The organism is Pseudomonas sp. DG56-2, from assembly GCF_004803755.1.
GTDB classification, from domain to species: domain Bacteria; phylum Pseudomonadota; class Gammaproteobacteria; order Pseudomonadales; family Pseudomonadaceae; genus Aquipseudomonas; species Aquipseudomonas auratipiscis.
Genome location: NZ_CP032311.1, coordinates 277,670 through 294,292, shown reverse-complemented (window position 1 = coordinate 294,292; position 16,623 = coordinate 277,670). Strand labels below are relative to the sequence as shown.

General features: G+C 59.7%; 17 protein-coding genes. 14 read left to right on the top strand and 3 right to left on the bottom strand.

What is annotated here, in order from left to right; all coding sequences use genetic code 11:
- Nucleotides 1-177 precede the first annotated feature (177 nt).
- The 7 genes from rfbB to D3Z90_RS01305 are packed head-to-tail and all read left to right on the top strand — an operon-like array spanning nucleotide 178 to nucleotide 7,257.
- Nucleotides 178-1,260, top strand: coding sequence for a dTDP-glucose 4,6-dehydratase (gene rfbB / locus D3Z90_RS01335; RefSeq protein ID WP_136474066.1), 1,083 nt, complete (start codon nucleotides 178-180; stop codon nucleotides 1,258-1,260).
- Nucleotides 1,257-2,129, top strand: coding sequence for a glucose-1-phosphate thymidylyltransferase RfbA (gene rfbA, locus D3Z90_RS01330; RefSeq protein ID WP_136474065.1), 873 nt, complete (start codon nucleotides 1,257-1,259; stop codon nucleotides 2,127-2,129). Before rfbB ends, rfbA begins: the two co-directional genes overlap by 4 nt.
- Nucleotides 2,129-2,674 (top strand): dTDP-4-dehydrorhamnose 3,5-epimerase, encoded by a 546-nt coding sequence (rfbC, locus tag D3Z90_RS01325; protein ID WP_136474064.1) that lies wholly within the window; start codon nucleotides 2,129-2,131, stop codon nucleotides 2,672-2,674. The genes rfbA and rfbC overlap by 1 nt, the downstream gene beginning before the upstream one ends.
- Entirely contained in the window at nucleotides 2,671-3,546 is an 876-nt protein-coding gene (rfbD, locus tag D3Z90_RS01320) for a dTDP-4-dehydrorhamnose reductase (protein ID WP_136474063.1), read from the top strand. Before rfbC ends, rfbD begins: the two co-directional genes overlap by 4 nt.
- Nucleotides 3,547-3,581: 35 nt before the next feature.
- Nucleotides 3,582-5,396 (top strand): ATP-binding protein, encoded by a 1,815-nt coding sequence (locus D3Z90_RS01315; protein ID WP_136474062.1) that lies wholly within the window; start codon nucleotides 3,582-3,584, stop codon nucleotides 5,394-5,396.
- Entirely contained in the window at nucleotides 5,393-6,805 is a 1,413-nt protein-coding gene (locus D3Z90_RS01310) for a sigma-54 dependent transcriptional regulator (RefSeq protein ID WP_136474061.1), read from the top strand. The genes D3Z90_RS01315 and D3Z90_RS01310 overlap by 4 nt, the downstream gene beginning before the upstream one ends.
- Entirely contained in the window at nucleotides 6,802-7,257 is a 456-nt protein-coding gene (locus D3Z90_RS01305) for a YiiD C-terminal domain-containing protein (RefSeq protein ID WP_136474060.1), read from the top strand. Before D3Z90_RS01310 ends, D3Z90_RS01305 begins: the two co-directional genes overlap by 4 nt.
- On the opposite strand, the gene cysQ is transcribed toward D3Z90_RS01305, so the two are convergent.
- Both cysQ and nudE read right to left on the bottom strand, forming a co-directional pair.
- On the bottom strand, nucleotides 7,246-8,073 hold the full coding sequence (gene cysQ, locus D3Z90_RS01300) for a 3'(2'),5'-bisphosphate nucleotidase CysQ (RefSeq protein ID WP_136474059.1): 828 nt from the start codon (nucleotides 8,071-8,073) through the stop codon (nucleotides 7,246-7,248). The two genes, D3Z90_RS01305 and cysQ, sit on opposite strands and share 12 nt — an antisense overlap.
- Nucleotides 8,070-8,636, bottom strand: a complete 567-nt coding sequence (nudE, locus tag D3Z90_RS01295; RefSeq protein WP_136474058.1) for an ADP compounds hydrolase NudE — start codon at nucleotides 8,634-8,636, stop codon at nucleotides 8,070-8,072. The genes cysQ and nudE overlap by 4 nt, the downstream gene beginning before the upstream one ends.
- Before the next feature lie 80 nt (nucleotides 8,637-8,716).
- On the opposite strand from nudE, the gene yrfG reads away from it, so the two are divergent.
- Complete coding sequence (yrfG, locus tag D3Z90_RS01290; protein WP_136474057.1) at nucleotides 8,717-9,379, top strand: GMP/IMP nucleotidase; 663 nt, start codon at nucleotides 8,717-8,719, stop codon at nucleotides 9,377-9,379.
- On the opposite strand, the gene lysM is transcribed toward yrfG, so the two are convergent.
- Nucleotides 9,380-9,820: a peptidoglycan-binding protein LysM gene (gene lysM / locus D3Z90_RS01285; protein WP_136474056.1), complete on the bottom strand. Its 441-nt coding sequence runs from the start codon at nucleotides 9,818-9,820 to the stop codon at nucleotides 9,380-9,382.
- A gap of 84 nt (nucleotides 9,821-9,904) precedes the next feature.
- Here lysM and D3Z90_RS01280 point away from each other — a divergent pair, with 84 nt between their 5' ends.
- The 6 genes from D3Z90_RS01280 to D3Z90_RS01255 all read left to right on the top strand — a co-directional run bounded on the left by D3Z90_RS01280 (nucleotide 9,905) and on the right by D3Z90_RS01255 (nucleotide 16,621).
- On the top strand, nucleotides 9,905-10,792 hold the full coding sequence (locus D3Z90_RS01280) for a LysR family transcriptional regulator (protein ID WP_136474055.1): 888 nt from the start codon (nucleotides 9,905-9,907) through the stop codon (nucleotides 10,790-10,792).
- Nucleotides 10,793-10,884: 92 nt separating this feature from the next.
- Nucleotides 10,885-11,715 (top strand): formate dehydrogenase accessory sulfurtransferase FdhD, encoded by an 831-nt coding sequence (gene fdhD, locus D3Z90_RS01275; RefSeq protein WP_136474054.1) that lies wholly within the window; start codon nucleotides 10,885-10,887, stop codon nucleotides 11,713-11,715.
- A gap of 2 nt (nucleotides 11,716-11,717) precedes the next feature.
- Nucleotides 11,718-14,054, top strand: coding sequence for an FdhF/YdeP family oxidoreductase (locus tag D3Z90_RS01270; RefSeq protein WP_136474053.1), 2,337 nt, complete (start codon nucleotides 11,718-11,720; stop codon nucleotides 14,052-14,054).
- A 215-nt stretch (nucleotides 14,055-14,269) separates the two neighbouring features.
- Complete coding sequence (locus D3Z90_RS01265) at nucleotides 14,270-14,746, top strand: glycine zipper domain-containing protein (RefSeq protein ID WP_136474052.1); 477 nt, start codon at nucleotides 14,270-14,272, stop codon at nucleotides 14,744-14,746.
- Between the two features lie 284 nt (nucleotides 14,747-15,030).
- Nucleotides 15,031-15,846 carry a protein-glutamate O-methyltransferase CheR gene (locus tag D3Z90_RS01260; protein WP_136474051.1) on the top strand — a complete coding sequence of 272 codons (816 nt, stop codon included), beginning with the start codon at nucleotides 15,031-15,033 and terminating at the stop codon, nucleotides 15,844-15,846.
- A gap of 118 nt (nucleotides 15,847-15,964) precedes the next feature.
- Nucleotides 15,965-16,621, top strand: a complete 657-nt coding sequence (locus D3Z90_RS01255) for a response regulator transcription factor (RefSeq protein ID WP_136474050.1) — start codon at nucleotides 15,965-15,967, stop codon at nucleotides 16,619-16,621.
- Nucleotides 16,622-16,623 lie beyond the last annotated feature (2 nt).

Genomic DNA, 16,623 nt, shown 5'->3' with positions numbered 1-16,623 from the left:
TGCTGCTTATATCGCCACTGCTTTTGCCGATAAGCAAGTACGGCAGGGAAAAAGCGATGAACAACGAGGCGTTCCAAAGTACCCTACGGTAAAGACGTATCTGCCTTGCTCTATTTGCCACCCGCCGCAAGCTAGGCTTGGGTAGAACTTCATCTGATTCATCAAAGGTCATTGGACATGCGCATACTCATAACCGGCGGAGCCGGGTTCATCGGTTCGGCCCTGATTCGGCATCTGATCCAGACGACAGAGCATGAGGTCCTGAACCTCGACAAGCTGACCTATGCCGGCAATCTGGAGTCGTTGACCAGTATTGCGACCAATACCCGCTATGAGTTTGTCCAGGCAGACATCGCCGACCAGCCAACCGTCAGTGCTGTGCTTGAGCGCTTCAAGCCCGATGCGATCATGCACCTGGCCGCAGAATCGCACGTTGACCGCTCCATCGATGGGCCATCGGATTTCATCCACACCAACATCGTCGGCACCTACAGCCTGCTGGAAGCCGCGCGCGCCTACTGGCTCAAACTGCCAGCGGCAGAGCGTGCAGCGTTTCGCTTCCACCATATTTCTACCGATGAAGTGTATGGCGACCTGCACGGCGTCGATGACCTGTTCACCGAAACCACGCCCTACGCGCCAAGCTCGCCGTACTCGGCCAGCAAGGCGGCGTCAGACCATCTGGTCCGCGCCTGGCAACGCACGTATGGCCTGCCGGTACTGATTACCAACTGCTCGAACAACTATGGCCCGTTCCACTTCCCGGAAAAGCTGATTCCGCTGGTAATTCTCAATGCCTTGGCGGGCAAGCCGCTGCCTGTCTACGGTAATGGCCTGCAGGTACGGGACTGGCTGTTCGTCGAGGACCATGCCCGCGCCTTGTTCAAGGTGGTCACCGAAGGTCAGGTTGGCGAAACCTACAACATTGGTGGCCACAACGAGCAGAAGAACATCGATGTGGTTCGCGGTATTTGCGCCCTGCTCGAAGAGCTGGCCCCACAGCGCCCGACCGGCGTTGCCCACTACGCCGACCTGATCACCTTCGTTCAGGATCGCCCGGGCCACGACCTGCGTTATGCCATTGACGCCAGCAAGATCGAGCGCGAGTTGGGATGGGTACCTGAAGAAACATTCGAAAGCGGCCTGCGCAAGACCGTGCAGTGGTACCTGGACAACCTGGAATGGTGTCAGCGGGTACAAGACGGCAGCTATCAAGGACAACGACTGGGCGTCAGTGACTACAAGGATCTAATTGCATGACAAAAGGTATTGTTCTGGCAGGAGGCTCTGGCACTCGCTTGCACCCGATCACCCTGGGTGTTTCCAAGCAACTGCTGCCCATCTACGACAAGCCAATGATCTACTACCCGCTTTCGGTGCTGATGCTGGCGGGTATCCGGGAAGTTCTGCTGATCTCCACCCCGACCGACTTGCCTCACTACAAGCAATTGCTGGGTGACGGCAGCCAGTTTGGTATCGAGTTGAGCTACGCCGAACAGCCTTCCCCCGACGGCCTGGCCCAGGCGTTTTTGATTGGTGAAGCGTTCATTGGCGACGATTCGGTCTGCCTGATCCTGGGCGACAACATTTTCCACGGCCAGGGCTTCACCGAACAACTGCGTCGCGCCATCAAGCAGCCAACCGGCGCCACGGTATTTGGCTACTTGGTAAAAGACCCCGAGCGCTTCGGCGTGGTCGACTTCGACGAAAACGGCTGCGCCCTGTCGATCGAAGAAAAACCCGCCAAACCGAAGTCGCCCTATGCCGTGACTGGGCTGTATTTCTACGACAACGATGTGGTGGAAATCGCCAAGAACGTCAAACCTTCGCCGCGCGGCGAACTGGAAATCACCGACGTCAACAATGCTTATCTGCAACGCGGCGACCTGCGCGTCGAGCGTTTCGGGCGTGGTTTTGCCTGGCTCGATACCGGTACCCACGACAGTCTGCTGGAAGCCTCGCAGTACGTGCAAACCATCGAACACCGTCAGGGCTTGAAGGTGGCCTGCCTTGAGGAAATCTCATACCAGCAAGGCTGGATCGACCGCTCACAGTTGCTGGAACGCGCCAAGGCATTTGGCAAGACCGGCTACGGACAATATCTCTACGGTTTGGCTGAAGAACGCTAATGAATGTAATCAACACTGATCTGCCCGGCGTACTTATCCTCGAACCCAAAGTGTTCGGTGATAGCCGTGGTTTCTTCTACGAGAGCTTCAACGCCAGAACGTTCAAAGAACAGACCGGTGTTAGCACCAATTTTGTTCAGGACAACCACTCCAAGTCGCAGAAAGGCGTGCTTCGTGGCCTGCACTACCAACTGGAAAACACTCAAGGCAAGTTGGTGCGCGTCACCTACGGCGAAGTATTGGACGTGGCGGTCGATGTGCGCCGCAGCTCTCCCCACTTCGGAAAGTGGGTGGGTGTAAAGCTGTCCGCTGAAAATCGTCGCCAACTGTGGGTACCGGAAGGCTTTGCCCACGGTTTCGTCGTGCTCAGCGACAGCGCCGAATTTCTCTACAAGACCACCGACTACTACAACCCACAAGCCGAATGCTGCATTCGCTGGGATGACCCGGACCTGGCCATCGACTGGCAGCTGACTTCGGCGCCCATCCTGTCCGCCAAGGACCAGGTCGGCAAATCGCTGAAAGAGTTAGAACTGCTGCCATGACCGCACGTCGACCCACCATCCTTATCAGTGGCCAGCACGGTCAGGTGTCCCGTGAACTGCAACAGCGTCTGGGCGACCTCGGCCAGTTGCATGTGCTGGGCCGTGAGCAACTCGATCTGGCCCGGCCCGAAGGTATTCGTGAACGAGTGCAGGCACTCAAGCCGGATTTGATCATCAACGCTGCCGCTCATACAGCAGTCGATCAGGCTGAGAGCGAACCTGAACTGGCTTTCGCGATCAATGCGCAAGCACCGGGTGTCTTCGCTGAAGAGGCCGCGAAACTGGAGATCCCGCTGATCCACTACTCCACCGACTACGTGTTCGACGGTAGTAAGGACAGTCCCTACAACGAAGACGACCAGCCCAACCCGCTGGGTGTCTACGGGCGTAGCAAACTGGCGGGCGAACAGGCCATCAGCGCGGTCGGCGGCCAGCACCTGATCCTGCGAACCAGTTGGGTCTACTCACGGCACGGGCGCAACTTTCTGCTGACCATGCAGCGTCTGTTGCAGGGAAAGCCGGAACTGAGCATCGTCGCGGACCAGATCGGCGCACCGACCTGGGCCGGTACCATCGCCCTGAGCACCCGCGCCCTGATCGAACGCTGGCTGGCTGGCGAAGCTGGCGCCTGGGGCACGTACCACCTGACTGCACAGGGTGAAACATCCTGGTTCGGTTTTGCCCAGGCCATCGGCGAGCAGCTCAAGGCCCAAGGCCTGCCCTGCGCCAAGCTGATACCTATCCCGTCCAGCGACTACCCCACGCCGGCCACGCGGCCATTGAACTCGCGTCTTGACTGCAGTCGCCTGCAGCAACAGTGGCAGGTCAGCCAACCGCACTGGCAGCAAGCGCTGATCGACTGCTTGAAGTAGCGCATAATGCGCCAGAGCTTTCTGGCGCATAAACGATGATCAAGATTCCACCTCTTCCCCGCCGCCCGCGATGGCGCAGTCTGGCATTGCTGGCCGTGTGCCTGGCACCGTTGCTGTGGCCTTTGCAGCACCTGGCCAAGCAGTACTACGAAGGCGAACTCGCCGGGCAGAACCGCCAAACCCTCGACCTGTACGTCGCCAACCTGCTCGGTACGCTACATCGCTACGAGACGCTGCCTCAGATCCTCGGTGACCTTCCCGCCCTGCGTGCAGCCCTGGCTGATCCATTGCGCCTGGAAACGCTGACCAATGCCAACCGCCTGCTCAAGGACATCGCCACCCAGACCGGTGCCGAAGTCATGTACCTGATGGACACCCGGGGCAACACCCTGGCAGCGTCCAACTGGGACAAGCATGACAGTTTCGTGGGTCGAAACTTCGCCTTCAGGCCGTACTACTCAGAAGCGATCCAAGGTCGACTTGGCCGCTTTTTCGGTCAGGGCACGACGTCGGCCAAGCGTGGTTACTTCTTCGCCGCGGCAGTGCGCGACCGTGACGAAATCATCGGTGCCCTGGTGGTCAAGGTCGATCTGGACCACACCGAAACCCTGTGGGGCAAGACGCCTGAGCAACTGTTGCTCACCGACCATAACGGCGTGGTGATTCTTACCTCGCGCCCCGACTGGCGCTTTCGAGCCACCCGGCCGTTAACCGATTCCGAACGCGAAGCCATCGCCGCTATCCAGCCCTACCCGACCCAGGCTCCGCAGCCGCTGAAGCTGGTCCCCGAGGCCTGGCTGATCCAGACCCAGCCGATCGAGGAAACCGGTTGGCAGGTGAGTATTCTGGCGCCGCGAACCCTGATCGATCGCTCGGTCAATACCGTGGTCGCCATTGGCGGCGCAGGTCTGCTGGTGCTGATGCTATTGCTGGGCCTGATCATGCAGCGCCGACGCCACTACATGGACCGCATCGATTTCGAGGCCCATGCACGCCAGGAGCTGGAAAAACGTGTAATCGAGCGCACTGCCGATCTGGAAGGTCTCAACAGTCGACTGAAAAGCGAGGTACTGGAACGCGAGCAAGCGCAACAGGAACTTGTGCGTGCCCAGGACGAACTGGTCCAGGCTGGCAAGTTGTCGGTACTGGGGACCATGTCGGCGAGCATCAGCCACGAGCTCAACCAGCCACTGGCAGCCATTCGCAGCTATGCCGAAAATGCCGAGATTCTCCTTGATCACCAGCGCACCGACGATGCACGCAGCAACCTCAAGCTGATCAGCGAGCTGACCGGGCGCATGGCCTCGATCATTGCCCACCTGCGCGCCTTTGCTCGGCGCGACCGGCATGCACCGGAAAGCGTCGCCTTGCAGCCCGCGCTCGACGACGCCCTGGCGCTACTGGCCAAACGTCGGCGGGCCATGGCGGTAGAACTTGTGCGCGACCTGCCCGAGGCAACCTTGTGGGTCCAGGCCGGTGAAACGCGCCTGCGCCAGGTGCTGGGCAACCTGTTGGCCAACGCCCTCGATGCGCTCACTGAAAAAGCCAACCCGCGCAAGCTCATACTCAGTGCCGAACAACGCGATGGCAACGTCTATCTGTACATTCGCGACAATGGTCCGGGTTTTTCCAGCGAAGCGCTGGCCCGGGCGCGCGAACCGTTCTTCACTACCAAGACGCGTACCCAAGGCCTTGGCCTGGGCCTGGCGATCTGCGATACCTTGATGCGTGCGCTGGGCGGCGAGTTGCTGCTTGGAAACCATCCCGAAGGTGGCGCTCTGCTCACCTTGCAACTACGCATCGCCAAGCCTGGCGCAACCTTGCCAACCTCAGAGGACCCATCGGCATGACAACCGAGCCGCTCATTGACAGCCGCGTACAGGTAATTCTGGTCGACGACGACCCGCACCTGCGCCAAGCCCTGAGCCAGACCCTGGATCTTGCCGGTCTCAAAGTCCTGCCCCTGAGCGATGCGCAGAATCTGGCTGGACGCATAGAACTCGACTGGCCCGGCGTACTGGTCAGCGATATCCGCATGCCCGGCATCGATGGCCTGGAACTGTTGCAACAGGTCCATGCGCAAGATCCGGAGCTACCGGTCCTGCTTATTACCGGGCATGGCGACGTGCCCCTCGCTGTCCAGGCCATGCGTGCCGGCGCCTATGACTTTCTTGAAAAACCCTTCGCCAGCGATGCGCTGCTCGACAGTGTGCGCCGCGCCCTGGCCCTGCGTCGCCTGGTTCTGGACAACCGCAGCCTGCGCCTGGCACTGAGCGATCGCCAGCAACTGAGCACGCGTCTGGTCGGTCACTCGGCGCCCATGTTGCGCCTGCGTGAACAGATCGGAGCGCTGGCAGGAACCCGTGCCGACGTGCTGATTCTGGGCGAAACCGGCGCGGGCAAAGAAGTGGTGGCCCGTGCCCTGCATGATTTGTCGAGCCGCCGAGACGGCCCGTTCGTGGCCATCAACGCAGGGGCACTGGCCGAATCAGTGGTCGAAAGCGAGCTGTTCGGTCACGAGCCGGGCGCGTTCACCGGTGCGCAGAAGCGCCGCATCGGCAAGTTCGAGTTTGCCAATGGCGGTACGTTGTTCCTCGATGAAATCGAAAGCATGAGCCTGGATGTGCAGGTAAAACTCCTCCGCCTGCTGCAGGAGCGGGTGGTAGAACGCCTCGGTGGCAACCAACAGATCCCGTTGGATATCCGCATCATTGCCGCCACCAAGGAAGACCTGCGCCAAGCGGCCGATCAGGGTCGCTTCCGTGCCGACCTTTACTACCGTTTGAACGTTGCGCCACTGCGTATTCCACCGTTGCGTGAGCGCGGCGATGACATCCTGGTGCTGTTCCAGCATTTTGCCGATGCTGCCAGCGAGCGCCATGGCTTACCGGCGCATACCTTGCTGCCAGCCCAGCGGGCACTGCTATTGCGCCACAACTGGCCCGGCAATGTGCGCGAGCTGCAGAACGCCGCCGAACGCTTTGCCCTGGGTCTGGAACTTGCCCTGGATGGCGACGTTCCAGCAGCGGCCCCTCAACAATCAGTCAGTGTTGGCAGCGGTAATCTCAGCGATCAGGTCGAGCAGTTCGAACGCTCGTTGATCGCCGCCGAACTGGCTCAACCCCACAGTTCCATGCGCAGCCTCGCCGAGGCTTTGGGCATTCCGCGCAAGACTTTGCATGACAAGCTGCGCAAACATGGCTTGAGCTTCGCTGACAGTACTACCAGCACCGACGAGATGGAGGACCCGCGTCCATGACTACGGACAGCCAATACCTTGAAGCCGTGCTGCACGGCGACATTCCCCTGACCCGCGAGATGGGCATGCGGGTACTTGACTGGCAGCAGCATCAATTGCGCCTGCAGCTACCGCTGGAGGCCAACGTCAACCACAAGAGCACCATGTTCGGCGGCAGCCTGTATTGCGCTGCGGTACTGGTCGGTTGGGGCTGGTTGCACCTGCGTCTGCGCGAGGCGGGCATAGACGATGGGCATATCGTCATTCAGGAAGGCCAGATCAGTTATCCACTGCCGGTGACCGGTGCGGCAATCGCGCTATGCCAGGCGCCAGAGGAGAAAGTCTGGGAGCGCTTCATTGCCACCTACCAGCGCCGCGGCCGTGCGCGACTCAATTTGCACACCAAGGTCAGTAATGCCGGTAGTGATGAGGCCGCCGTGCTGTTCAGCGGCCAGTACGTGCTACATCGTTGAGGCCAGTTGCAACAGCTGGCCGCGCCACGGGGCCGCGGCGGGCAGCGCCAGGAAGAAGGGATTGAGCAGCGATTCGCGCGGTGGATAATCGAAGGTTTTGCCATCCAGGCCCAGCACTTCACCGCCCGCGCCTTCCAGCACGCCTTGCGCTGCGGCGGTGTCCCACTGCGACGTAGGCGCCAGACGCGGGTAACAGTCAGCTGCACCCTCGGCCAGTAAACAGAACTTCAGCGAACTGCCAATATTTGCCAGCTCCAGCTCGCCTACTGCGGTACTCAGGCCCGCCAGCAAGGCTTCTTGCTGTGGACTCGAATGGCGGCGACTGGCGACCACGGTAAAAGCGCTGCCAGGCGCAGGTGCCAGCCGCACGTTGATGGCTCGCGGCTTGCCATCGGTCTCTTCAAGCCAGGCCCCCAGGTCTTTACCGCCATAGTAACAACGGCCATTGGTGGGAATCGCCACGACACCGAACACCACCCGTCCCTGCTCGATAAGGGCGATGTTGACGGTGAACTCCTCAGTTCCGGCAATAAACTCCTTGGTGCCGTCGAGCGGGTCGACCAGCCACCAGCGCTGCCACTGCTGACGCTCACTGAAAGGAATATCGCAATCTTCCTCGGACAACACCGGAATGTCTGGCGCCAATGCTTGCAGGCCCTTGGCAATAACGTCGTGGGCCGCCAGGTCGGCAGCGGTGACCGGTGATTCGTCGGTTTTGGCCGTTACCGCTACATCTGCACGCCAGAACGGCAAAATCGCTTCGCCTGCCTCACGTGCCAAACTCACTACCTGTTGCATCAACTGCTGGTCACTCATGCGCCAAACACTCCGCGCTGGGTCAGCAGGTCCCGCACCAGGTACAACGCAGCCAGCGCGCGACCTTCGGAAAATTGAGGATGCTGCGCCAGGGCAGACAATTCACGCAGGTTGATCTTGTCGACACGCATGGGCTCAGGCTCATCGCCTTCCAGGCGCTCTTCATACAAATCCGTGGCCAGCACCACCTGAATTTTCTGGCTCATGTAACCCGGCGATAGCGAAAGCTCGGTCAAATGCTCAAGCTGCCGGGCGCCAAAGCCGGCTTCTTCCTTGAGCTCACGGTCGGCCGCTGCCAACACATCCTCACCCGGCTCGATCAGGCCCTTGGGCAAGGACAGCTCGTATTCGTCGGTACCGCCGCAATACTCTTCGACCAGGACGGCATGCTCGGCATCGAGCATCGCCACGATCATTACCGCGCCATAACCATTGCCACGCCCCACAAGTCGCTCATAGGTGCGCTCGTTGCCATTTGCAAAACGCAATTGCACAGCTTCAACTCGAAACAGACGGCTGCTGGCGACAATCTCGCGGGAGAGGACGGTGGGTTTCTGGCGCATGAGGCGGCTCCTTGGCGTGAACGGGTTACTATACCGTGGCTTGCCTAGCCACCGCTGCCCTGACTGCCCGAGAATTTCATATGCCCGTTTTAGCCTGGTCCACCATCGACACTGTCTTGCTGGACATGGACGGCACCTTGCTGGATCTGCATTTCGACAACCATTTCTGGCTCGAACACCTGCCCCAACGCTATGCCGACTTGCATGGCATCAGCCGAGCGATGGCCGAACTGGAAATGCAACCACTGTTCGAGCAGCACGCAGGCTCGCTGAACTGGTACTGCCTGGACTTCTGGAGCCGCGAGCTGAACCTTTCGGTACGCGACCTGAAGCTGGAGACCGCCCATCTGATCGCCCTGCGTCCAGATGCCGATACGTTTCTGCAGGCGATCAAGCAGGCCGGCAAACGGGTAATCCTGATTACCAACGCCCACCGCGATTCGCTGTCTTTGAAGCTGGAAAAGGTTGAGCTGGCGCCCTACTTCGAGCGTCTGATCAGCTCCCATGACTACGGCTTCCCCAAGGAAAACCCGCAATTCTGGGATGCCCTGCACAACGACATCGGCTTTGAACCAGGCCGCAGCCTGTTCATCGACGACACCTTGTCGATTTTACGCAGTGCCCGCGACTTCGGCGTGGCGCACCTGCTTGCGGTGCGCCAACCGGACAGCCGGAAAGGGCCGCGCGATACCGAAGAGTTCGCTGCGGTAGAAGACTACCGAGCGCTGCTCGAAGGGCTTTGATTACTCGGGAATGCGCAGCGACTGGCCCGGGTAGATTTTGTCCGGGTGCTTGAGCATCGGTTTGTTGGCCTCGAAAATCTTGTTGTACAGATTGGCGTTGCCATATACCGCCAGCGAAATCGCGCTGAGGGTGTCGCCCTTTTTCACCACGACAAAGCGAGCAGCGGCAACGACCGGTCCGGTTACGGTGATCTGATCGTCCACTGTGGCAACCCCTGCAATGTTGCCCAGGGCCAGGAGGATTTTCTCTTTCTCTTCCTGACTGGCAACTTCACCCGTTACCGTCACCTTATCGCCATCGACCGTTGCCTTGATGTTCGGGTTGCCGAGGCCCACCTCTTCCACGTGCTTTTGCAACTGGTCGCTGGCATTGGCATTACCTGGGGTCAACAGGTCGATGATTTTCTCGCCGGCCTCTTTGATGAAACTGAAAATGCTCATACCGCTCTCCTTGGTGATGAATCTCGGAGCCTGGAGTCTAGGACAGGTTAGAATGCTTCGCCTGCTTTGCGCCAAGGAGCGACGATGGACATCAAACAACTCAAATTCCTCATCGCCCTGGATGAAACCCGTCACTTTGGCCAGGCGGCTGCCCGCTGCCATGTAACCCAACCGACACTGTCCATGCGTCTGCGCAATCTGGAGCAGGAACTGGACCTGGCCCTGGTCAATCGTGGCCAGCGCTTCGAAGGCTTCACCGCCCAAGGTGACCGAGTACTGGCCTGGGCCCGCACCGTGATTGCTGCCTACGATGGTTTGTACGCAGAAGCTGCAGCCTGCCGCGGTCATTTGGTGGGCAATCTGCGCCTGGGTGTGGTGCCGCTGTCGAGCTTCGATCCTCTGCCGTTGCTGCAACGCCTGCACCAACGCCATCCGGACCTGAACTTCGAACTCAGCGCGTTGAGCTCCGAACAGATCCTCGACCAACTCACCAGCAACCGTCTGGACCTGGGTGTGTCTTACCTGGAGCGCCTGGACCACGAGCGCTTTCTGTCGCTGCCGCTGGGTGAAACCCGTATGGGCCTGTTGTATGACCCAGATCATTTTTGCTTCGACGAGCAACCTTTAAGCTGGCAAGCACTGACTGAATTGCCGCTGGGTCTACTGACAGCCGGCATGCACTTTCGCCAGTCAATCGATCACAACTTCCACAGCCGCGGCCTGAAGCCCCGGTTGCTGATGCAAACCGATGCCGTCCATCAGTTGGCTCAAGCGGTACATGGCGGACTGTGCTGCGCGATCATGCCATTGTCGGCAGGTCTGGAAGTGTTCACCGAACGGTTGCGCCTGCAACCGATCGAACAGGCCAATACCCTCGCGCCATTGGGCCTGATCATGCGGCGTACAGCGCCGCGCTCGGCCCTGGCAGAAGCCTGTCTGGCCGAATTCCAAGCATTGCAAAGTGATGCCTGATCGACGCTGTCTATCAAAACATCAGCAATAGCGATTAGACGGTAACCGAGCGCAAGCCTAGGCTTAAATCAGACTAGCCGCCGGTACCTCTAATGAGTACAAAACCTCCGGCCTGCGCGGCGTCGCTACCCCTGACTGCGCCCGCGGCCAGCAACCGCTATGACTACAACTACCTGACCGATTACAGCCAGGCCAGCACAGCGCTGGCTGAAGAGGTAGCCCTGGGCATTGCCTACAACGGCATCAACCAGGCGGTGATGCTGGTAAGCCCTACGGACCTCGAAGATTTCATTGTCGGCTTCAGCCTCGGCAACGGCATCATCACTTCGCTCGATGACATCTATGACCTGAAGCTCAAGGGCCAAGGCGCCGCTATCAACGCCGAAGTAGAAATCTCCAGCCGTGCCTTCTGGAACCTGAAGAACCAGCGCCGACAACTTGCCGGTACCAGTGGTTGTGGCCTGTGCGGGGTCGAAGCACTGGACCAGGCCTTGCCGCAGCTTGACGCCCTGCCTGGCGCCCCCCTGCCGCCTGTCCACTGGCTCGAAGGCCTGCGCCAGCGCATGGATGACTTTCAACCCCTGGGCCAGTACTGCGGTGCCGTGCATGCGGCATTGTTCATGAACAACCAGGGTGAATTGCTGCTGGGTCGCGAAGACATTGGCCGACACAACGCACTCGACAAACTGATCGGCGCGCTATTGCGCCAGCAAATCAACCCTGAAGGCGGCCTGGCCATTGTCACCAGCCGCTGCAGCCTGGAGTTGATCCAGAAAGTCTTGCGTGCCGGCATCCAGACCCTGGTCAGCCTGTCGTCACCCACCGGCCTGGCCCTGCAGTGGGCGCGTCGTCACAACCTCAACCTGATTCATATTCCCAAACACAGTGCGCCACGGGTATACAGCCCCGTGCTGGAGAATTGACCGTGAGCCTGCATCATCAAGCCGATCAGAAGCCCGTCCCGCGCTATAAACCCTACAACGGCGCCGCTGGCGGCTGGGGCGCACTGCGCAGTGTGGCCCAGGCCTGGATCGGCAGTGACAACGCCCTGAAGAACATTCGCGCCCTGCTCAAGACCAACCAGAACGGCGGTTTCGATTGCCCGGGCTGCGCCTGGGGCGATTCACCGGAAAGCGGCATGGTGAAGTTCTGTGAGAACGGCGCCAAGGCTGTGAACTGGGAAGCCACCAAACGCCGTGTCGATGCCGCGTTTTTCGCCCGTCACAGCGTAACCTCACTGCTCGCCCAGAGCGATTATTGGCTGGAGTACCAGGGCCGGCTGACCGAGCCGATGGTTTATGAACCGAGCACCGACCGTTATCGCCCGATTGACTGGGATGCAGCTTTCGCCCTGATTGCCAGCCACCTGCAGAACCTTGCCAGCCCAGACCAGGCCGAGTTCTATACCTCTGGCCGCGCCAGCAATGAAGCGGCCTACTTGTATCAGCTGTTTGTGCGCGCCTATGGCACCAACAACTTTCCCGATTGCTCGAACATGTGCCACGAGGCCAGCGGCGTAGCGTTGGGCCAAAGTGTCGGGGTCGGTAAAGGCACGGTCACGTTTGATGACTTCGAACATGCCGAGGCGATTTTTGTCTGGGGCCAGAACCCCGGAACCAACCATCCACGCATGCTTGAGCCGCTGCGCGAAGCGGTCAAGCGCGGCGCTCAGGTGGTGTGCATCAATCCCCTCAAAGAACGTGGCCTGGAACGTTTCCAGCACCCTCAGCACCCGCTGGAAATGCTCACCAACGGTGACCGCCCGACCAACACCGCCTATTTCCGTCCGGCCTTGGGTGGCGACATGGCTGTGCTGCGCGGCATGGCCAAGTTCCTCCTGCAATGGGAACGTGAAGCACAGGCGAACAACGCGCCAGCCATTTTCGATCACGCGTTTCTCAATCAACACACCCAAGGCGTGCTCGATTATCTGCAAGCGGTGGACGATACCTCCTGGGCGCATATCGAGGCTCAATCCGGCCTGAGCCTGGCCGAAATCGAACAGGCCGCACGGATGTACTGCAAGGCCAATAAAGTCATCATGTGCTGGGCCATGGGTATCACCCAGCACCGCCATTCGGTGGCGACCATTCAGGAAATCGCCAACCTGATGTTGTTGCGTGGCAACCTTGGTGTACCTGGCGCCGGCTTGTGCCCTGTGCGTGGCCACAGCAACGTGCAGGGCGACCGGACCATGGGCATCAACGAACGCCCACCGGTTAGCTTGCTTGATGCCCTGGAACGACGTTTCAAATTCAAGGTACCGCGGCACAATGGCCACAACACCGTAGAAGCGATTGCAGCCATGCTCGGGGGGCAGGCCAAAGTCTTTATCGGACTGGGTGGCAACTTTGCCCAGGCAACACCCGATACCGAGCGCACCGCGCAAGCCTTGCGCAATTGCGACCTGACGGTGCAGATCAGCACCAAGCTCAACCGTAGTCACCTGATACACGGCCGGCAGGCACTGATCCTGCCGTGTCTGGGACGCACCGACATCGACCAGCAAAGCGAAGGCCCGCAGGCCGTTACTGTCGAAGATTCGTTCAGCATGGTGCATGCCTCCAACGGCCAACTGCAGCCCCTGTCCCGACATATGCGCTCGGAGCCTGCGGTGGTCGCCGGGATCGCCGCGGCCACCCTGGGTGCCAAACCGGTGGACTGGAACTGGCTGGTGGCCGACTACGCCCGTATTCGCGACCTGATCAGCGACACCATCCCTGGATTCAACGACTTCAACCAGCGCCTGGAACATCCTGGCGGCTTCTACCTGGGCAACAGTGCCGGACAACGGCAGTGGAAGACCGCCAGCGGCCTGGCTAACTTCAAGGCCAACCAACTGCCAGATGACCTTCTGCACGAGTGCATTCGTGCAACCGGACAATTGCCGGACCTGATCATGCAATCGATGCGTTCGCACGATCAGTACAACACCACCATTTATGGCCTCGATGACCGCTACCGTGGGGTCAAGGGCCAGCGCAATGTGCTGTTCGCCAACGAGGCCGACATCATTCGCCTGGGCTTCCACCCTGGGCAAAAGGCCGATATCGTTTCGCTCTGGAGCGATGGCCGTGAGCGTCGGGTCAAGGGCTTTACCTTGTTGGCTTTCGATATCCCTGCGGGTCAGGCGGCGGCGTACTATCCAGAGGTCAATCCGCTGGTGCCGTTGGAAAGCGTCGGCGACGGCAGCCACACACCGACCTCCAAGTTTGTCGCGATCAAACTGGAAGCTGCCAGCGACAATACCCGCATCCTCTGACAGAATCTTCTGTACGAAACGCACAAAAAAAGGCCCTGGCAGCGATGCCGGGGCCTTGTCTCAAGTAAGCTCAGACAGCGTAAAATCGAGAAAGTTTCATAGTGAAAACAGTAACTTAGAGAATTGTGTACAACTCGTGTTACTCGTCGGATTTTCGTTGCCAGCCCCCCTTCCCAGCCTCAGGATCGCCTCGTCATCCTTATGAGGCTCTCTTGATGAAGTACTCCTCGATTCTGTTGTTGTCTCTTGGCCTGCTCAGTGGCGTTGCCTCGGCAGGTGGCACCACCGAAGCCGGTATTGGCGGCGCATTGGGCGGGGTACTGGGCTCTGTGGTCGGTAACTCGATCGGCGGCAGCACTGGCTCGACTATTGGCGCCGGCCTTGGCGGTGCGGCAGGCAGCGCGGTGGGTGCCAACAAGCACAGCCGTGGCGAAGCAGCGATTGGCGGTGCACTGGGTGCTGCTGGCGGTAACGCTATCGGTCGTAACGTCGGTGGTACCAACGGCGGCTACATTGGTGCAGCCGCAGGCGGCGGTGCAGGTGGCGCCCTGGGTAACTACATGGGCAAGAAGAGCGACGAAGAAGATCGTCACTACAGCAATAACCGCAGCTACGACGACCGCCGTCACTACCGCGACCGTGGTCATCACTACGGCCATCGCAAGCACAAGAAGCACTGGCGCCACCGCTGATCGCGCAAGGGCTTAAGCCAATCTCCTAGTCCCTGCTGTCACCGGCAGGGACTGCGAAGCGCCCCCCGCGTTACCGCTCAAGCCATTCGAGCCGATCTACCTCTCACACCGTCACCCTCTGGCAGCCGATAATACCCCTACCCTACCTAAGACTTAGGGGCTACCCCGATTCTGGCAACAATAGCCTGTAGCTATCATCGAATTCCCAATCAGCCAACGGACGCAGGGAATGCGCATCGATTCTGCAACGCCGATCCGGCTGCTCATTGCCAGAAGAAGCTGAGATGCCAGCGGGCAAACGTTTCCCTGCACTTAACGAACTTCAGTTCCTTGAACTTCAGTCGCTGGTCGAACGCGCCTCAGGTGTGATCCTGCTTCCTGCGCGCCGAACAGTCGTTGCTGCGCGCCTGGCCAGACGCCTGCGTCATTTTCAGTTACCCGGTTTCAGCCAGTACCTGCGCTTGCTTGCACAGCCTGACCAGCTTGCCGAGCGCCAGCAGGTGGTCGAACTGCTGGTCCCCAAAGAAACCTACTTTTTCCGCGAACACCCACACTTCGAGTTTCTCGCCGACTGGCTGAGCAAGTCCCACGCGCCTGTGCGTCTGTGGAGCGCCGCATGCTCATCGGGTGAAGAAGCCTACAGCCTGGCCATGATCGCCAGCGAAGCTGCCCGTAGCGACACCTGGAGCATCCTGGGCAGCGATATTAGCCCCGTCATGCTCAAGCTTGCGCACGAAGGTATCTATGACATTGCCCAGGCGCGTTACTTCCCCCAAGGCTGGTTGCAGCGCTATTGCCAATGTGGCATCGGCGCAACGGTGGGGCGCTTGCAAGTGCAAACGACATTGCGCGAGCGAGTCAGCTGGCGGCAGCTCAATCTGCTCCAGCCGCTGCCCGACGACCTGGGGGTTTTCGATGTCATATTTCTACGCAATTTACTGAGTTATTTCAGCCAGGATGACAAGCAACTGGTCGTTCGGCGCTTGCTAACCCGGCTGCGTCCGGGTGGACTGCTGTTGATCGGTCACAGCGAAAACATCCATGGGCTTGATTTGCCAATACGACCGATACTGCCCTCGATATACGAGCGCCTATGTTGACCGGCGCTGCCGTCACCAACGACAGACCTTCGATATCAATCGCTCTCCTGCGCGGCAGCGCTCATACGGACCGAGCAAACCTGCCGCTCCCCAACTCTTGCGAAACAGGTTCGACCCCATGCTTTGCCGAATTCTACTTGCCGACGACTCGCCGCTTTTTCGAGCTGGCCTGCGTGCACTGCTCGAACAAAAAAAACATTACGCCGTGGTCGGTGATGCAGGCGATGGCACGACAGCTATCGCGCTGGCGGAAAAGCTCAAGCCTGATGTGATCCTGTTGGACTTGACCGCCGATACCCTGGATAGCGAACAAATCTTGCGCGAGTTGAACCTGCTCGCGCCGACCTGTCACGTGCTGATGCTTTCAACACGTTCGGAGCTGGATTTCGTCATGCGCTGCCTGCAACTCGGTGCCCATGGCTTTCTGCTCAAGAGCGCTTCGGTGCAAGAACTTGAGCAAGCCCTACTAGCGTTGAAAAACGGTGGCCAGTACCTGTCGGCCGCGGTGCTGCCGATGGTGATCGGTCAGGCCGTCAAACACAGCCGAAAACGCATGCCCGGCAACAGTGCCATGCAACTGACTACGCGCCAGCTGGAGGTGCTAAGGCTCATCGCCCGTGGCGAAAGCACTCGCTCGATTGCCGACGGCCTGGGACTGAGCGTAAAAACCATCGAAGCGCACCGCTCACAAATCATGCACCGACTACAGATCCACGATGTTCCGGGCCTGGTGTTATTTGCCGTACGCGAAGGCATCATCCGTCTGAACGACTAAGC